12 protein-coding genes and 2 tRNA genes are annotated in these 14455 nt (G+C 72.3%); 10 read left to right on the forward strand and 4 right to left on the reverse strand.

Going from position 1 to position 14455, the window contains the following annotated elements; translation table 11 throughout:
- Positions 1-182: 182 nt before the first annotated feature.
- Entirely contained in the window at positions 183-1457 is a 1275-nt protein-coding gene (locus GA0070213_RS23040) for a zinc-dependent metalloprotease (RefSeq protein ID WP_091069063.1), read from the reverse strand.
- Positions 1458-1572: 115 nt separating this feature from the next.
- On the opposite strand from GA0070213_RS23040, the gene GA0070213_RS23045 reads away from it, so the two are divergent.
- The 5 genes from GA0070213_RS23045 (at position 1573) to GA0070213_RS23065 (ending at position 6376) form a co-directional block, all read left to right on the forward strand.
- Positions 1573-2586 (forward strand): YlbL family protein, encoded by a 1014-nt coding sequence (locus tag GA0070213_RS23045; RefSeq protein WP_175441450.1) that lies wholly within the window; start codon positions 1573-1575, stop codon positions 2584-2586.
- Positions 2587-2713: 127 nt separating this feature from the next.
- The gene (locus tag GA0070213_RS23050) at positions 2714-5701 is read left to right on the forward strand and encodes a UPF0182 family membrane protein (protein WP_175441451.1); all 2988 of its coding nucleotides are present in this window, start codon (positions 2714-2716) and stop codon (positions 5699-5701) included.
- 47 nt (positions 5702-5748) lie between these two features.
- Positions 5749-5822 (forward strand) — tRNA-Met (locus GA0070213_RS23055).
- Positions 5823-5947: 125 nt separating this feature from the next.
- A tRNA-Met gene (locus tag GA0070213_RS23060) sits at positions 5948-6021 on the forward strand.
- A 106-nt stretch (positions 6022-6127) separates the two neighbouring features.
- Positions 6128-6376: a hypothetical protein gene (locus tag GA0070213_RS23065; RefSeq protein WP_091068640.1), complete on the forward strand. Its 249-nt coding sequence runs from the start codon at positions 6128-6130 to the stop codon at positions 6374-6376.
- 66 nt (positions 6377-6442) lie between these two features.
- On the opposite strand, the gene GA0070213_RS23070 is transcribed toward GA0070213_RS23065, so the two are convergent.
- On the reverse strand, positions 6443-7780 hold the full coding sequence (locus GA0070213_RS23070) for an ABC transporter substrate-binding protein (RefSeq protein WP_091068644.1): 1338 nt from the start codon (positions 7778-7780) through the stop codon (positions 6443-6445).
- Between the two features lie 123 nt (positions 7781-7903).
- Between GA0070213_RS23070 and GA0070213_RS23075 the strand changes: the two genes are divergently transcribed.
- Positions 7904-8737: a phosphoribosylaminoimidazolesuccinocarboxamide synthase gene (locus GA0070213_RS23075; protein ID WP_091068648.1), complete on the forward strand. Its 834-nt coding sequence runs from the start codon at positions 7904-7906 to the stop codon at positions 8735-8737.
- Between the two features lie 22 nt (positions 8738-8759).
- Positions 8760-9497: a VOC family protein gene (locus tag GA0070213_RS23080; protein ID WP_091068651.1), complete on the forward strand. Its 738-nt coding sequence runs from the start codon at positions 8760-8762 to the stop codon at positions 9495-9497.
- Positions 9498-9591: 94 nt separating this feature from the next.
- Here the strand turns inward: GA0070213_RS23080 and glpK are convergent, their stop codons facing one another.
- Positions 9592-11076: a glycerol kinase GlpK gene (gene glpK / locus GA0070213_RS23085; protein WP_175441452.1), complete on the reverse strand. Its 1485-nt coding sequence runs from the start codon at positions 11074-11076 to the stop codon at positions 9592-9594.
- A gap of 64 nt (positions 11077-11140) precedes the next feature.
- Here glpK and GA0070213_RS23090 point away from each other — a divergent pair, with 64 nt between their 5' ends.
- Complete coding sequence (locus GA0070213_RS23090; protein WP_091069066.1) at positions 11141-12079, forward strand: ribose-phosphate diphosphokinase; 939 nt, start codon at positions 11141-11143, stop codon at positions 12077-12079.
- Positions 12080-12102: 23 nt separating this feature from the next.
- On the opposite strand, the gene GA0070213_RS23095 is transcribed toward GA0070213_RS23090, so the two are convergent.
- On the reverse strand, positions 12103-12570 hold the full coding sequence (locus GA0070213_RS23095) for an ATP-binding protein (protein WP_091068658.1): 468 nt from the start codon (positions 12568-12570) through the stop codon (positions 12103-12105).
- Positions 12571-12685: 115 nt separating this feature from the next.
- Between GA0070213_RS23095 and macS the strand changes: the two genes are divergently transcribed.
- Positions 12686-13810, forward strand: a complete 1125-nt coding sequence (macS, locus tag GA0070213_RS23100; protein WP_091068662.1) for a MacS family sensor histidine kinase — start codon at positions 12686-12688, stop codon at positions 13808-13810.
- 11 nt (positions 13811-13821) lie between these two features.
- Positions 13822-14454 carry a response regulator gene (locus GA0070213_RS23105; RefSeq protein WP_175441460.1) on the forward strand — a complete coding sequence of 211 codons (633 nt, stop codon included), beginning with the start codon at positions 13822-13824 and terminating at the stop codon, positions 14452-14454.
- Position 14455 lies beyond the last annotated feature (1 nt).

Raw genomic sequence — 14455 nt, forward strand, 5'->3', positions numbered from 1 at the left:
GGCGGTGAGTCGTCCGCGTCATCAAGTTCGTAGGCGCTGCTGGCCCTTCCGGCCGACTGCCGAGAGTCGTGCCGCAGCCTGTCGGCACCGCGGCGGCGTCCACCCGGGTCACGAACTCCCGGGCCCTTGCGCGGCGGGGCCCGCACGGAGAACCGTGCGGGCCCCGACCGGCGTCTCCGGGATCAGGACTGCTTGCCGTCGTCCTCGCCCGGGGTCGGCTCCTCCGGCCCGCCGGGCGCGGAGAAGTCGAAGTTGGCCAACTCGTCGTCCAGGTCGGTGGAGGTCGCGGCGAACGCCTCGGGGGCGGCGAAGTCGTCGTCCGACGGGAGCAGGTCGGGGTGACCCCACACCGCGTCCCGGCCGGCGATGCCACGCTGCTCGGTCAGCGCCGCCCAGAGGACTGTCGCCTCGCGCAGCCGGCGCGGCCGCAACTCCAGGCCGACCAGCGCGGCGAACGTCTGCTCCGCCGGGCCGCCCGCGGCCCGGCGGCGGCGGAACGCCTCGCCGAGGCTCACCACGTTGGGCAGACGGTCGCCGGCGGCGCTGTCCACCACGTGGCACACCCAGCCCTCGACCAGGGCGAGGACGGTCTCCAGCCGGGCCAGTGAGGCCTTCTGCGCCGGGGTGTCCTCGGGGGTGAAGATGCCCTCCAGGGCGATCGCCTGCATCGACTCCGGGTCGGTCGGGTCGACCCGGCCCATCGCCTCCTCGATCGCCTCCCGGTTGACCCGGATGCCGGCGGCGTAGCTCTCCACCGCCGTGAGCACGTGCCCGCGCAGCCACGGCACGTGCTGGAAGAGCCGCTGGTGGGCGGCTTCGCGCAGGGCCACGTAGAGGCGTACCTCGTCCTCCGGCAGCTCCAGGCCCTCGCCGTACGCCTTGATGTTGGCGGGGATGAGCGCGGCGGCGCCGGCGGGCCCCAGCGGCAGGCCGATGTCGCCGGCGGAGAGCACCTCGGCGGCGAGCGAGCCGAGCGCCTGGCCGAGCTGCCCGCCGAAGAGCGCGCCGCCCAGCGTGGCGACCATCGACTGCATCGGGCCGAGCTGGGCCCGCGCCTCCGGCGGCACCAGGTCGCCCATCGCGCCGACCATCCGGCTGGCCACCGGGTCGCAGAGCTTGCGCCACACGTCGAGCGTCTTGAAGATCCACTCATTGCGGTTCCAGGCCACCGAGGAACGGATGCCGGAGGGCCACGAGGTCGCCGGCTCCAGCCAGAGGTCGGCGATCCGGAGCGCCTCCTCGACCGCGTTGCGTTCGAACGGCGAGACCGCCGGGTCGCCGGCGGCGGCGAGCTGGCTCGCGGCCACCTGCCGGGCCAGGTCCCAGTTGACCGGCCCGCTGCCCGGCGCGGACAGCAGGTGCTGCAACTGCGACATGAACTGCTGCATCTGCGCGGGATCGTTGGGGTCTGGTGGTTGACCACCCGGGAGCGCGAAGCCGAACGGAATATCAGGCACGACCTCTACGGTACGCGGGCCCCGCCGCAGGTCGTGCCCGTCGGCGTTGCGCTGAGGGCGAAGTCCGTCGGTCACCGCGCCGGACGGCGCGGCGCGGATCGGTACGCTCTGGCGCATGAGACGTCGCGGCGTGACCGTCCTGCTCGGTGCCCTGCTCACCGCCCTGCTCAGCGTCGGCGTGCTGAGCGTGCCCCTGCCGTACGTCGTGCTCGGCCCGGGCCCGACCGTCAACACGCTCGGCAGTGAGAACGGCAAGGAGGTCATCCAGGTCACCGGACGCGCGACGTCCACCTCCGCCGGGCAGCTCCGGCTCACCACGGTCGGGGTGCAGCCCACGGTCCGACTCCGCTCGGCACTGGCCGGCTGGTTCTCCTCCGACGAGGCGGTGGTGCCACGGGAGCTGGTCTACCCGCCCGGGGAGTCGCAGGAGGAGGTCGAGAAGCGCAACGCGGAGGACTTCCAGAACTCGCAGACCAGCGCCGAGACGGCGGCCCTGCGTGAGCTGGGCTACCCGATCAAGGTGCTGGTCAAGACCGTCACCCCGGGTGGGCCGTCGGTGGACGCGCTGCGGGTCGACGACGTGCTCACCTCGGTCGACGGGGCGCCGGTGACCAGCGCGGCCAAGCTCACCGAGCTGATCCGGGCCAAGCCCGCCGGCACCGCGCTGAAGATCGGTTACACCCGGGGCGGCACGCCCGGCACGGCGACGGTGACCAGCCGGGAGCAGGACGGCCGGCCGCGCATCGGGGTCGAGATCGACCAGCAGCAGCCGCACCCGTTCACCCTCCGGATCGACCTCGGGGACATCGGCGGTCCGAGCGCCGGCCTGATGTTCACCCTGGGCATCATCGACAAGCTGGAGCCGGCGGACCTGACCGGCGGGAAGATCGTCGCCGGCACCGGGACCATCGACGACGAGGGTCGGGTCGGCCCGATCGGCGGCATCGCGCAGAAGCTGGTCGGCGCCAAGGAGGCCGGCGCGAAGGTCTTCCTGGTGCCCGCGGACAACTGCGCCGAGGCGGTCCGTAACCCGCAGCCGGATCTGCCGTTGCTCCGGGTGGCGACGCTCGACGACGCGCTCAAGGCGCTGGAGGCGCTGCGTGCCGGGGGGCAGCCGACGCGCTGCTGAGCAGGACCGGTCAACGGCCCCCGGGCGATCGTGACGTGACCTTGACCCGACGTGTTCAGGAACACCCCGTACTCTTGGGTGCCTGGTCGGAGCCGATCACCTCAAACGTGCGGAGCCAATAGTGGTCATGCGTAGCAGTCCCCTGCCGAGGATGAGTCGACGCGGGCGCGTCACCATCGGGGTCCTGGTCGGGGTGTTCGTGCTGTTCACCCTGCTCGGTTGGGGGGTCAACGCCTGGACCGACTGGCTCTGGTTCGACGAGGTCCGCTACACCCAGGTCTTCACCGGCGTGCTCGCCACCCGGCTGCTGCTGTTCCTGGTCGTCGGCGTCGGCCTGGCGCTGATCGTCGGCGGCAACCTCTGGCTGGCCTACCGGCTGCGGCCCCGGATGCGCCCGCACTCGGCCGAGCAGGCCACGCTGGAGCGCTACCGGATGCTGCTGACCCCCCGGCTCGGCACCTGGATCGCGCTTGTCTCCGCCGTGATCGGGCTCTTCGCCGGGCTCTCCGCGCAGACCCGGTGGGCCCAGTGGCTGCTGTTCCGCAACGGTGGCAACTTCGGCGTCAAGGACCCCGAGTTCGGCGTCGACGTCGGCTTCTACGTCTTCCAGCTCCCGTTCTGGCGCTACGTGCTCGGCGTCGGCTTCACCGCGGTGGTGCTGGCCCTGCTCGGCGCGCTGGCCGTGCACTACATCTTCGGCGGGGTGCGCCTGCAGGGCGTCGGCGACCGGATGACCAACTCCGCCCGCGCCCACCTCAGCTCGCTGGTGGCCGTCTTCGTCCTGCTCAAGGCCGTCGCCTACGTGCTCGACCGGCGGGCCATGCTGCTGGAGTACAACGAGGGCGCCAAGCTCTACGGCGCCGGCTACGCCGACGTGAACGCGCTGCTCCCGGCGAAGGAGATCCTCGCCTGGATCTCCGTGCTGGTGGCGCTCGCGATCATCGTGTTCTCCAACGCGGTGATGCGGAACCTGGTCTGGCCCGGCATCTCGCTGGCCCTGCTGGGCGTCTCCGCGGTGGCCATCGGCGGCATCTACCCGTGGGCCGTGCAGACCTTCGAGGTGAAGCCGAGCGCCCGGGACAAGGAAGCGCCGTACATCCAACGCAGCATCGAGGCGACCAGGTCCGCGTTCGGGCTCAACGGCACGAAGACCACCGGGTACGCGGCGAGCAACCTCGTGCCACCCGCCAGCCTGGCCACCGACACCTCGGTGGTGTCCAACGTGCGGCTGCTCGACCCGCAACTGGTCTCCGAGACCTACACGCAGCTCCAGCAGGTGCGGGGCTTCTACGACTTCGGCTCGAAACTCGACATCGACAGGTACGCGGTCAAGGACAAGACCTCCGACTACGTGGTCGGCGTCCGCGAGATCAACTACGGCGAGCTGACCGACCAGCAGAGCAACTGGATCAACCGGCACACCGTCTACACCCACGGCTACGGCCTGGTCGCCGCCCCGGCGAACCAGGTGGTCTGCGGTGGCCAGCCGTACTTCGTCTCCGGCTTCCTCGGCGAGAAGGCGCAGGAGGCGTGCTCCGCGCCGACCGAGGAGATCCCGGCCCAGCAGCCGCGGATCTACTACGGCGAGCGGATGGAGCCCGACGACTACGCGATCGTGGGGCAGAAGGGCGACCGCAACGTCGAGTTCGACCGCCCCACCCAGACCGGCGGCGAGCAGTACTACACCTACTCCGGCGAGGGCGGCGTCAAGGTCGGCTCGTTCCCCCGTCGGCTGCTCTACGCGATCAAGGAGCAGGAGTCGAACTTCCTGCTCTCCGAGGCGGTCAACGAGAACTCGAAGCTGCTCTACGTGCGTAACCCGCGCGACCGGGTGGAGAAGGTCGCGCCGTTCCTCACCCTGGACGGCGACCCGTACCCGGCGGTGGTCAACGGCCGCGTCCTGTGGATCATCGACGGCTACACCACGGCGGCCACCTACCCGTACGCCGAGCGGGTCAACCTCCAGGCGGAGACCGCCGACGAGCTGACCGGTCGGGGCACGTTCCAGCTCGCCCGGGAGAACGTCAACTACATCCGCAACTCGGTGAAGGCGACCGTCGACGCGTACGACGGGACGGTCAAGCTCTACTCGTACGACGACTCCGACCCGGTGCTGAAGGCGTGGAACAAGGCGTTCGGCGGTGACCTGGTGCTGCCCAAGGGCGACATCCCGGCGGAGCTGGCCGAGCACTTCCGTTACCCGGCCGACCTGTTCAAGGTGCAGCGCAACCTGCTCACCAAGTTCCACGTCACCGACCCCGGCGACTTCTACTCCGGCCAGGACTTCTGGCAGGTGCCGAACGTGCCGGACGCGCCGGACAGCGGGCAGAAACAGCCGCCCTACTACCTGTTCACGCAGTTCCCGGGGCAGGAGGGGCCACGGTTCCAGCTGACCTCCGCGGTCACCCCGAACGGGCGGCAGAACCTCGCCGCGCTGGTCTCCGGCTCGTACGTGGACGGGCAGCCGCGCCTGGAGGTGCTGGAGTTGCCGGACCAGACCCGGATCTCCGGGCCGACCCAGGTGCACCAGCAGATGACCAACAACGGCGACATCCGGCAGCAGCTCAACCTGCTCTCCTCCAACCAGGCGCAGGTGCAGTACGGCAACCTGCTGTCGCTGCCGTTCGCCGACGGCATGCTCTACGTCGAGCCGGTCTACGTGAAGAGCAGCAGCCAGGACGCGTACCCGCTGTTGCAGAAGGTGCTGCTCTCATACGGTGACGGCGGTTCGTACGTGGTGCTCGCCAACAACCTGAGCGACGGCATCAAACAGCTCGTCGAGCAGGGCAAACGTGCCGGCGCGGGTAGCCCGCCGCCGGCGACCGACGACGGCGAGACCCCGCCGCCGACCGGTGGCAACAACAACACCCCACCGCCGCTCACCGGCGAGCTGGCCGACGCGGCAGGCAAGGTGCAGAGCGCCATCGCGGAGGTCAAGGCCGCGCAGGCGTCCGGCGACTTCGAGCGGTACGGCCGGGCGTTGAAGGCGCTGGACGACGCGATGGCCGCGTTCCAGCGGGCCCAGGCGGCGGCGGGCGGGTCCGCCGCACCCTCGGGCAGCGCCTCGCCGGCACCCTCGGCCTCGTCGTCACCGTCGCCGTCCCCGAGCGGCTGACCCGTTTTGCGCCTCGTCGGGTCGGTGCGCTACGGTTAACGAGCCGACGCGGGGTGGAGCAGCTCGGTAGCTCGCTGGGCTCATAACCCAGAGGTCGCAGGTTCAAATCCTGTCCCCGCTACTCGTGACGAAGGGCCCCGGAGTTCACTCCGGGGCCCTTCACCGTTCCGGCGCGAGGCGGTGTCGGCGGGATCGGGGGACCCGGCTGATCTCCCCGATTCCGATGCGCTAGGCTGTACATACCGACGCGGGGTGGAGCAGCTCGGTAGCTCGCTGGGCTCATAACCCAGAGGTCGCAGGTTCAAATCCTGTCCCCGCTACTCGTGACGAAGGGCCCCGGAGTTCACTCCGGGGCCCTTCTCCCTATCCGGATCCTTCCCTCGCGTCCGACGTGCCCCGGTTGCGTGCCTCGGCGAGGATGGGGGCATGGCTGGATTGAACAGATGGTGGGGCCGCCTGACCGCGGTCATCGGTACGGTCGTGCTCTCGGTCTTCGTACCGGTCGCGGCCTGGGCGTCGACCGGCACCGGCGAGGTCGTGGTCGAGGCCGCGCGCCGGCGCTCCCGGGGTGGCTTCGGCGTCCTCGGCCTGCTCTGCTGCCTGGTGGTGGTCGGCGGGATCGTGCTGCTCGTGCTGATGCTGATGCGGAACCGGCGCAAGGGTCCGCCGCGCTGACGCGCGGTCCTGAGATGTCGAGCGGGGGCTCCTCCTCCACGGGACGCGTGAAGAAGGGGCCCCGCCCTACCCGCCGGCGAGGGCGGCGTTCGCCCGGGCCATGAACCGTGAGGTAGCGGTGCGGGCGCCGGCCCGCTTGCCACGGATGCTCTCGGCCGCGTCGATCAGCAGGCTCCGCACCGCGGCGTGCCCCTTCGGCGGCGGCGCGGGGGCCGGGCCGGCCAACTGGTCCAGCTCCCCACCCAGGGCCGCCACCCGCTTCTCGGCCCGGTCGGTCACGCCGTCGACGACGTACGTGCGGACCTGCGTGCTGGGGCTCAGCCCGCGTTCCACGCCGAGGATCCGACCGGCCGCCACGTTGGTGGTCAGGAAGTTGAGCACGTCCACCACCACGCCCGGGTGGCGGGTGCCGCGGAAGCCGGCCCAGTACATCGACGCCCGCGGCCACTGGGCGGCCGGCGTGCCCGGGAAGGCGACGACGCCCAGGTTGTCCTCGGTGAGGCGTTGCAGCTCCGGGAACTGGTGCGACCAGGCGAAGGACGCCGCGGTGTGGCCGGTGACCACGAGCTGGCGGGCCAGCTCGCCGGTGTCCGCCTGCTCCACCAGGGCCGCGCTCGGGGTGGCCCGGTCGAAGCGGGCGACCTCCCAGAACTCGAACCAGGCGAGCAGTTCGGCCGAGCTGAAACCGAGCTGCCGCCCCTGGTACAGCTCGCTGCCCTGGCCGCGCAGCCAGAGCCAGAGCGCCCGGTAGTCGCCGGAGGGGTCCATGGTGCCGGCCACCCGGTTGCCGGAGGCCCGGGTGACGCGGGCCGCCCAGCGGGCGTACTCCTTCCAGGACATGCCGGTGCGCGGCTCGGGCTGGCCCAGCCGGCGCAGCAGGTCCCGGTTGAAGACCAGCGCCGCGTTGGTCTGCGCGGCGGGCACCGCCACGGTCCGCTCCTCCACCCGGCCGTAGCGGGCCAACTGCTCCGGCAGGCCGCGCAGCTCCAGCCGGTCGTCGTCGGCGTAACGGGTGAGGTCGAGCAGGATGTCGCGGCGGTCGTACTCGGTGAGCAGGGTGTCGTCGATCTGGAACAGGTCGGGCACGTTGCCGCTGGTGGCCTGGGTGGCGAGGCGGTCGTAGTAGCCGGCCAGCCCCTGCCAGGTGATCCGGAAGCTGACCCGGGGGTTCTGCTGGGTGTAGAGGCGCAGCGCCTGCTCGGTCACCTGGGCGCGGCGGTTGCCGCCCCACCAGAACACCGACAGCTCGATCGGCCCGTCGTCGGCCGCGGCCTCGTCCTCCGCCGGGCTGCAACCGGCCAGCCCGCCGCTCAGCCCGCCGGCGAGCAGCGGCAGGCCGGTGAGCGCGCCGAGGAACCGTCGCCGGTCGAGGCCGGGACGGGGGACGGGCCGCTGAGCGCGCACGGTTCTCTCCGATGATGGGCTGGACGAATCATTCCACCGGCCCCGGACGGGGGTGTCAACGCCGGGTGGGACGGCCGGCGGGCGCGCCGGACGGCGTACGCCGGTCATGGTGTACTTACCGCCGTGGAACTTCTGCACTCGGGCAAGGTCCGGGACGTCTACGCCGACGGCGCGGACCTGATCCTGGTCGCCTCCGACCGCGTCTCCATCTACGACGTGGTGCTGCCGACCCCGATCCCGGACAAGGGCCGCCTGCTCACCGCGCTCTCGCTGTGGTGGTTCGAGCAACTGTCGGACCTGGTGCCGAACCACGTCGTCTCCGCCACCGACGTGCCGGCGGAGTTCGCCGGGCGGGCGGTCCGGTGCCGGCGGCTGGAGATGGTGCCGGTCGAGTGCGTGGCCCGGGGCTACCTGACCGGCGGTGGTCTCGCCGAGTACGAGCGCACCGGCTCGGTGTCCGGCGTGCCGCTGCCCCGGGGCCTGGTGGAGGCGTCGATCCTGCCCGAGCCGATCTTCACTCCGTCGACGAAGGCGCCGAAGGGCGAGCACGACGAGCCGATCACCTACGACCAGGTGGTCGACAAGGTCGGGCCGGAGACCGCGGAGCGGCTGCGGGAGATCACCCTCGACGTCTACCGGCGGGGCGCGGAGATCGCCGCGGATCGGGGCATCCTGATCGCCGACACCAAGCTGGAGCTGGGCTGGGCGCCGGACGGCACGCTGGTCCTCGCCGACGAACTGCTCACCTCCGACTCGTCCCGGTTCTGGCCGGCCGAGTCCTACCAGCCCGGTCGGGCCCAGTTCTCCTTCGACAAGCAGTACGTGCGGGACTGGGCCGTCGAGAGCGGCTGGGACAAGCTCCCGCCGGCGCCGGAGGTGCCGGCCGACGTGGTCGAGGCGACCCGCGCGCGCTACGTCGAGGCGTACGAGAAGCTCACCGGCGACCGCTGGGACTGACCGGACGTCTAGTCTCGTCCGCATGGCGACGAGGCTCGTGCAGATCAACATGAAGGCCCGGAACGACGCCGCGCTCGGCGGCTTCTGGGCGAAGGCGCTGGGCTGGGGCATCTCCAGCGAGGGGCCGGGCGTGACCAACCTCGAACCCGAGGGCATCGTCTACCCCGACCCGGTCGCGGTCTGCGTCGACCTCGTCGTCTCCACCGAACCCAAGGTGGGCAAGAACCGGGTGCACGTCGACCTGGCCACCACGTCGGCGGCCCATCAGGCGGAGCTGGTCGCGCGGCTGACGGAGCTGGGCGCGACGCCCGCCGACATCGGCCAGGGTGACGTCCCGTTCACGGTGCTGGCCGATCCGGAGGGCAACGAGTTCTGCGTGCTGGAGCCGCGCCCGATCTACCGGGACACCGGGCCGATCGCCGCGGTGGTGGTCGACTGCGCGGACCCGCGCGAGATGGCCCGGTTCTGGGGCGAGGCGACGGACTGGACCGTGCACGAGGTGACCGACCAGCACGCCTCGCTGCGTTCCGCCGCGGGTGTCGGCCCCTACCTGGAGTTCGTCCGCAACCCCGACCCGAAGACCGGCTGGAACCGCGTCCACCTTGACGTCCGCCCCTACCCGGGTGACGACATGGCGGCCGAGGTGGCCCGCCTGGAGACGCTCGGCGCCACCCGCATCGACCTGTCCGGCGCCCACATCCACTGGACGGTCATGGCCGACCCCGAGGGCAACGAGTTCTGCGTCCTCACCCCCTCCTGACCCGCGATCTTGCACTTCCTGCCCCGGCACAAGGGGCATTCAGGGCGGATCGCGGGCCGAAAGTGCAAGATCGCGGGGGAGGGCGGGCGGGAGGTCAGTCTTCCCAGTTCAGGGTGCGTTGGACGGCCTTGTGCCACTGGTGCAGCTCGTGCTCGCGGTGGGTCGGGTCCATGGCGGGCTCCCACTGGGCGTCGGAGCGCCACTTGTCCCGCAGCGTCGCCAGGTCGGGCCAGAAGCCGACGGCCAGGCCGGCCGCGTACGCGGCGCCGAGGCAGGTGGTCTCCGTGATCCGGGAGCGCACCACCGGCACGTCGAGCACGTCGGCAAGGAACTGCATCAGCAGCGCGTTGCCGGTCATCCCACCGTCCACCCGCAGCCGGCGCAACGCGACGTCGGAGTCGGCGTTCATCGCGTCGACCACCTCGCGGGTCTGGAACGCGGACGCCTCCAGCACCGCCCGGGCCAGGTGGCCCTTGGTGATGTAGCCGGTCAGGCCGGCGATCACACCCCGGGCGTCGCTGCGCCAGTGCGGCGCGAACAGGCCGGAGAAGGCCGGCACCACATAGCAGCCGCCGTTGTCGTCGACCGTGCGGGCCAGCTCCTCGACCTGACCGGCGGTGGAGATCAGGCCGAGGTTGTCGCGCAGCCACTGCACCAGCGAGCCGGTGACCGCGATGGCACCCTCCAGCGCGTACGTGGCCGGCTGCCCCTCGATCCGGTAGGCCACGGTGGTGAGCAGGCCGTGTCGCGACGGCACCGGGCTCGCGCCGGTGTTGAGCAGCAGGAAACTGCCGGTGCCGTAGGTGCACTTGGCCTCGCCGGGCTGGAAGCAGGTCTGCCCGAACAGCGCGGCCTGCTGGTCGCCGAGCGCGCTGGCCACCGGCACCCCGGCGAGGACGCCCTCGGCGGTGCCGTAGACCTCGGCCGAGCAGCGGATCTCGGGCAGCATCGCGGCCGGGATGCGCAGCGCGTCGAGCAGCTCCGGCGCCCAGTCGAGCGTCTCCAGGTCCATCAGCAGGGTGCGGCTGGCGTTCGTCACGTCGGTGACGTGCCGCCCGGTCAGCTTCCAGATGATCCAGCTGTCCATGGTGCCGAACAGCACCTCGCCCCGCTCGGCCCGCTCGCGCAGCCCGTCGACGTGGTCGAGCAGCCAGCGCAGCTTCGGCCCGGCGAAGTAGGTGGCCAGGGTCAGCCCGGTGCGGGCCCGCAGCCGGTCGGTGTCGTACGCCTCGGCCAGCTCGCGCAGCTGCGGGCCGGTGCGGGTGTCCTGCCAGACGATCGCGTTGGCCACCGGCCGGCCGGTGGCCCGGTCCCAGACCACTGTGGTCTCCCGCTGGTTGGTGATGCCCACCGCGGCGAGTCGCTCGGGGCCGATGTCGGCGTTCGCCAACGCCTCCCGCACCACGTGCTCCACGTTGGTCCAGATCTCCTCGGCGTCGTGCTCGACCCACCCGGGTCGCGGGAAGATCTGCCGGTGTTCGCGTTGGGCCACCGCGACGATCTCACCGGCGGAGTCGAAGACGAGGCACCGCGAGGAGGTGGTGCCCTGGTCGATGGCGGCGACGAACTCTCCGGTCACGCAGGCACCGTACCCGCCGGGCGCGTCCCGCGCCTCCGTCGGCCGGTCCGTACGATCATCAGACGTGCGTGACATTGCCGTGTTCAGCGGGACCGCCCACCCGGACCTCGCCGCCGAGATCTGCGCCCACCTCGCCGTTCCGCTGCACCCGGTGCGGGTGTCCCGGTTCGCCAACGACTGCCTCGAGGTGCAGTTGCAGGCGAACTGCCGGGAGCGGGACGTCTTCCTCATCCAGCCGCTGGTGCCACCGGTGCAGGAGCACCTGGTCGAGCTGCTGCTCATGATCGACGCCGCCCGGGGCGCGTCGGCCGCCCGGATCACCGTGGTGCTGCCGCACTACGCGTACGCCCGGTCGGACAAGAAGGACGCGCCGCGGATCTCCATCGGCGGCCGGCTCGTCGCCGACCTGCTCACCTCGGCCGGCGCGCACCGCGTGCTGGCCATGACGCTGCACTCGCCGCAGGTGCACGGCTTCTTCAGCGTCCCGGTCGACCACCTGCACGCGCTGCGTGAGCTGGCCGCCCACTTCAAGGGACACGACCTGAGCAACGCGGTGGTGGTCTCGCCGGACCTGGGCAACGCCAAGGAGGCGGCGGCGTTCGCCCGGATGCTCGGCACCCCGGTGGCGGCCGGCGCGAAGCAGCGGTTCAGCGACGACCGGGTGCAGATCAGCACGATCATCGGCGAGGTGGCGGACCGGGACGTGATCGTGCTGGACGACGAGATCGCCAAGGGCAGCACGGTGGTCGAGCTGATCTCGCACCTGCGGGAACGGCAGGTGCGTTCGATCCGGCTGGCGTGCACGCACGGGCTCTTCTCCAGCGGCGCGCTGGAGCGGCTGAGCGCGCAGGACGGCGTACTGGAGATCGTCTGCACCAACACGGTGCCGATTCCGGCCGAGAAGCGGGTGCCGAAGCTGGAGGTGCTCTCGGTGGCGCCGGCGCTGGCCGAGGCGATGCGCCGGATCCACAACGGCGAGTCGGTGAGCGCGCTCTTCGGCTGAGGGCGAGGCGGCCCGGCGGCCGGTCAGCCGTCCGGTGGACGGGTGGCGCTCCGCCGGGCGGTCACCGCCGTGGTGATCCGGACGACCGTGCCGGCGTCGCCGGTCTCGACCTCCATCGTGTCGCTCAGCTCCCGGGCCAGCCAGAGGCCCCATCCGCCGGCGGTCTCGGGAGCCGGGCGGTCGCGGTCGCGCAGTCGCCGTTCGCTGATCCCGTGCCCGTGGTCGGCGACCTCGCAGACCAGGTCGTCGCCGCGTCGCCAGAGCCGCAACCGGCCCTGCCCGCCGCCGTGGCGCACCGCGTTGGTGATCAGCTCGTTGACCGCCAGCACGAAGTCGTCGAGCCGCTGCCCGGTGAGCCCCACCGCGAGCGCGCAGGAGGTGACCGTGTGCCGCAGCTCGGTCACGTGGGCCTGGTCGAAGGCCTCGGCGATCAGTTGGGAAGGTTCGATGGGCACAACCGTACGCGGTGCGGGGAGTTCTGCGTTTGTCATGACCCCGTCCCGGCGATGGCCCTCGACGAATTTCGCGGCTTTTCCACCGTACGTCAGGGTTTCCCGACCCGCACCCCGCGGCCCGCGCGTGACCGACTGTGGCAGGGTGACGCCCATGCCGTCGTCCTCCGGCCTGGAAGGCCCGTTCTGGCGGTCCATCGCGGTGTTCCGGTTCGCCTCGCTCGCGTACGTCGGTGTGCTCGTGCTGCGCGACGGCGGCGAGTACGCGCACCCGGTGGCCGCCGGCGCCGTCCTGCTGGGCATGCTGGCCTGGAGCGGCGTGACGGCGGTCGGCTACCGGCGCCCGGCAGGGCGACGCTGGCCGCTGCTCCTGGCCGACCTCGCCGTGGTGCTGGCGATCATCCTGGCCACGCCGTGGGTGGTCGGCCGCCCGGCGCTCGCCGCCGGCGTGCCGGTGCTGACCTCGGCCTGGCTGGCCGGGCCGGTGCTGGCCTGGGCGGTCTCCGGCGGCCGGCGGCGGGGCACGGTGGCCGCGCTGGTGCTCGGCGGCGCCGACCTGGCCACCCGCGACCCGATCAACCCGTCGGCGTTCACCGGGGCCATCCTGCTGCTGCTCGCCGGCCTGGTGGTCGGGCACGTGGGCCGGCTGGTCGTCGAGGCGGAGGCCCGGTTGCAGCGGGCGGTGGAGCTGGAGGCCGCCACCCGGGAACGGGAGCGGCTGGCCCGCGACATCCACGACTCGGTGCTCCAGGTGCTGGCGCTGGTCCGGCGGCGGGGCGCCGACCTGGACGGCGAGGCGGCCGAGCTGGCCCGGCTGGCCGGGGAGCAGGAAGCCGCCCTGCGGTCGCTGATCGGCCGGGTGGACGCCGAGCCGGAGCGGGCCGGGGCCGACCGGGACCTGCGCGACCTGCTGGACCGCTACGCCTCGGCGGCGGTGCAGGTGGCCGCGCCGGCCACCCCGGTGCCGCTGCCCGCGCGGGCGGCCGGTGAGCTGGCCGCGGCGGTCGGCGCGGCGCTGGACAACGTGACCCGGCACGCGGGCGGGCGGGCCTGGGTGCTGATCGAGGACGAGGAGGCGACGGTGACCGTGTCGGTCCGCGACGAGGGGCCGGGGATCCCGGACGGGCGGCTGGCGGAGGCCGCGGCGCAGGGCCGGCTCGGGGTGGCCCAGTCCATCCGGGGCCGGGTGGCGGACCTGGGCGGCGAGGTGCGGATCGTCTCCGCCCCGGGCGCCGGGACCGAGATCGAGCTGACCGTGCCGAGGAGCCGGCGGCGGTGAGCATCCGGGTGATGGTGGTCGACGACCACCCGATGTGGCGGGAGGGGGTGGCCCGCGACCTCACCGAGGCCGGCCTCGACGTGGTCGCGACCAGCGGCGAGGGACGGCAGGCGGTCCGGGTCGCCGCGGCGGTCCGGCCCGACCTGGTCGTGCTCGACCTGCAGCTGCCGGACGTCTCCGGCGTCGAGGTGGTCCGGGGGTTGCGCGCCGCGTTGCCCGAGGTGCGGGTGCTCATGCTCTCGGCCAGCGGCGAACCGCAGAGCGTGCTGGACGCGGTGAAGGCCGGCGCCACCGGCTATCTGGTCAAGTCGGCCGCCCCGGCCGAGTTCCTGGACGCGGTGCGCCGCACCGCGGCGGGTGAGCCGGTCTTCACGCCGGGACTGGCCGGGCTGGTGCTGGGCGAGTATCGCCGGCTGGCCGCCGCGCCGCCGGCCCCGCACGACGACGCGCCCCGGCTCACCGACCGGGAGACCGAGGTGCTGCGGCTGGTCGCCAAGGGGCTGTCCTACAAGCAGATCGCCGAGCGGCTCCGGCTGTCCCACCGGACCGTGCAGAACCACGTGCAGAACACCCTGGGCAAGCTCCAGTTGCACAACCGGGTCGAGCTGACCCGGTACGCCATCGAGCGGGGCCTGGACGGGTGAG

It is taken from the genome of Micromonospora humi (assembly GCF_900090105.1).
GTDB classification, from domain to species: Bacteria; Actinomycetota; Actinomycetes; order Mycobacteriales; family Micromonosporaceae; genus Micromonospora; species Micromonospora humi.

Bases quoted from the DNA above. Each gene is read 5' to 3' on its own strand.
- GA0070213_RS23065 (WP_091068640.1), top strand. From the start codon at position 6,128: ATGGCTGGATTGAACAGATGGTGGGGCCGCCTGACCGCGGTCATCGGT.
- GA0070213_RS23050 (WP_175441451.1), top strand. From the start codon at position 2,714: ATGCGTAGCAGTCCCCTGCCGAGGATGAGTCGACGCGGGCGCGTCACC.
- macS (WP_091068662.1), top strand. From the start codon at position 12,686: ATGCCGTCGTCCTCCGGCCTGGAAGGCCCGTTCTGGCGGTCCATCGCG.
- GA0070213_RS23105 (WP_175441460.1), top strand. From the start codon at position 13,822: ATGGTGGTCGACGACCACCCGATGTGGCGGGAGGGGGTGGCCCGCGAC.
- GA0070213_RS23095 (WP_091068658.1), bottom strand. From the start codon at position 12,570: ATGACAAACGCAGAACTCCCCGCACCGCGTACGGTTGTGCCCATCGAA.
- GA0070213_RS23080 (WP_091068651.1), top strand. From the start codon at position 8,760: ATGGCGACGAGGCTCGTGCAGATCAACATGAAGGCCCGGAACGACGCC.
- GA0070213_RS23045 (WP_175441450.1), top strand. From the start codon at position 1,573: ATGAGACGTCGCGGCGTGACCGTCCTGCTCGGTGCCCTGCTCACCGCC.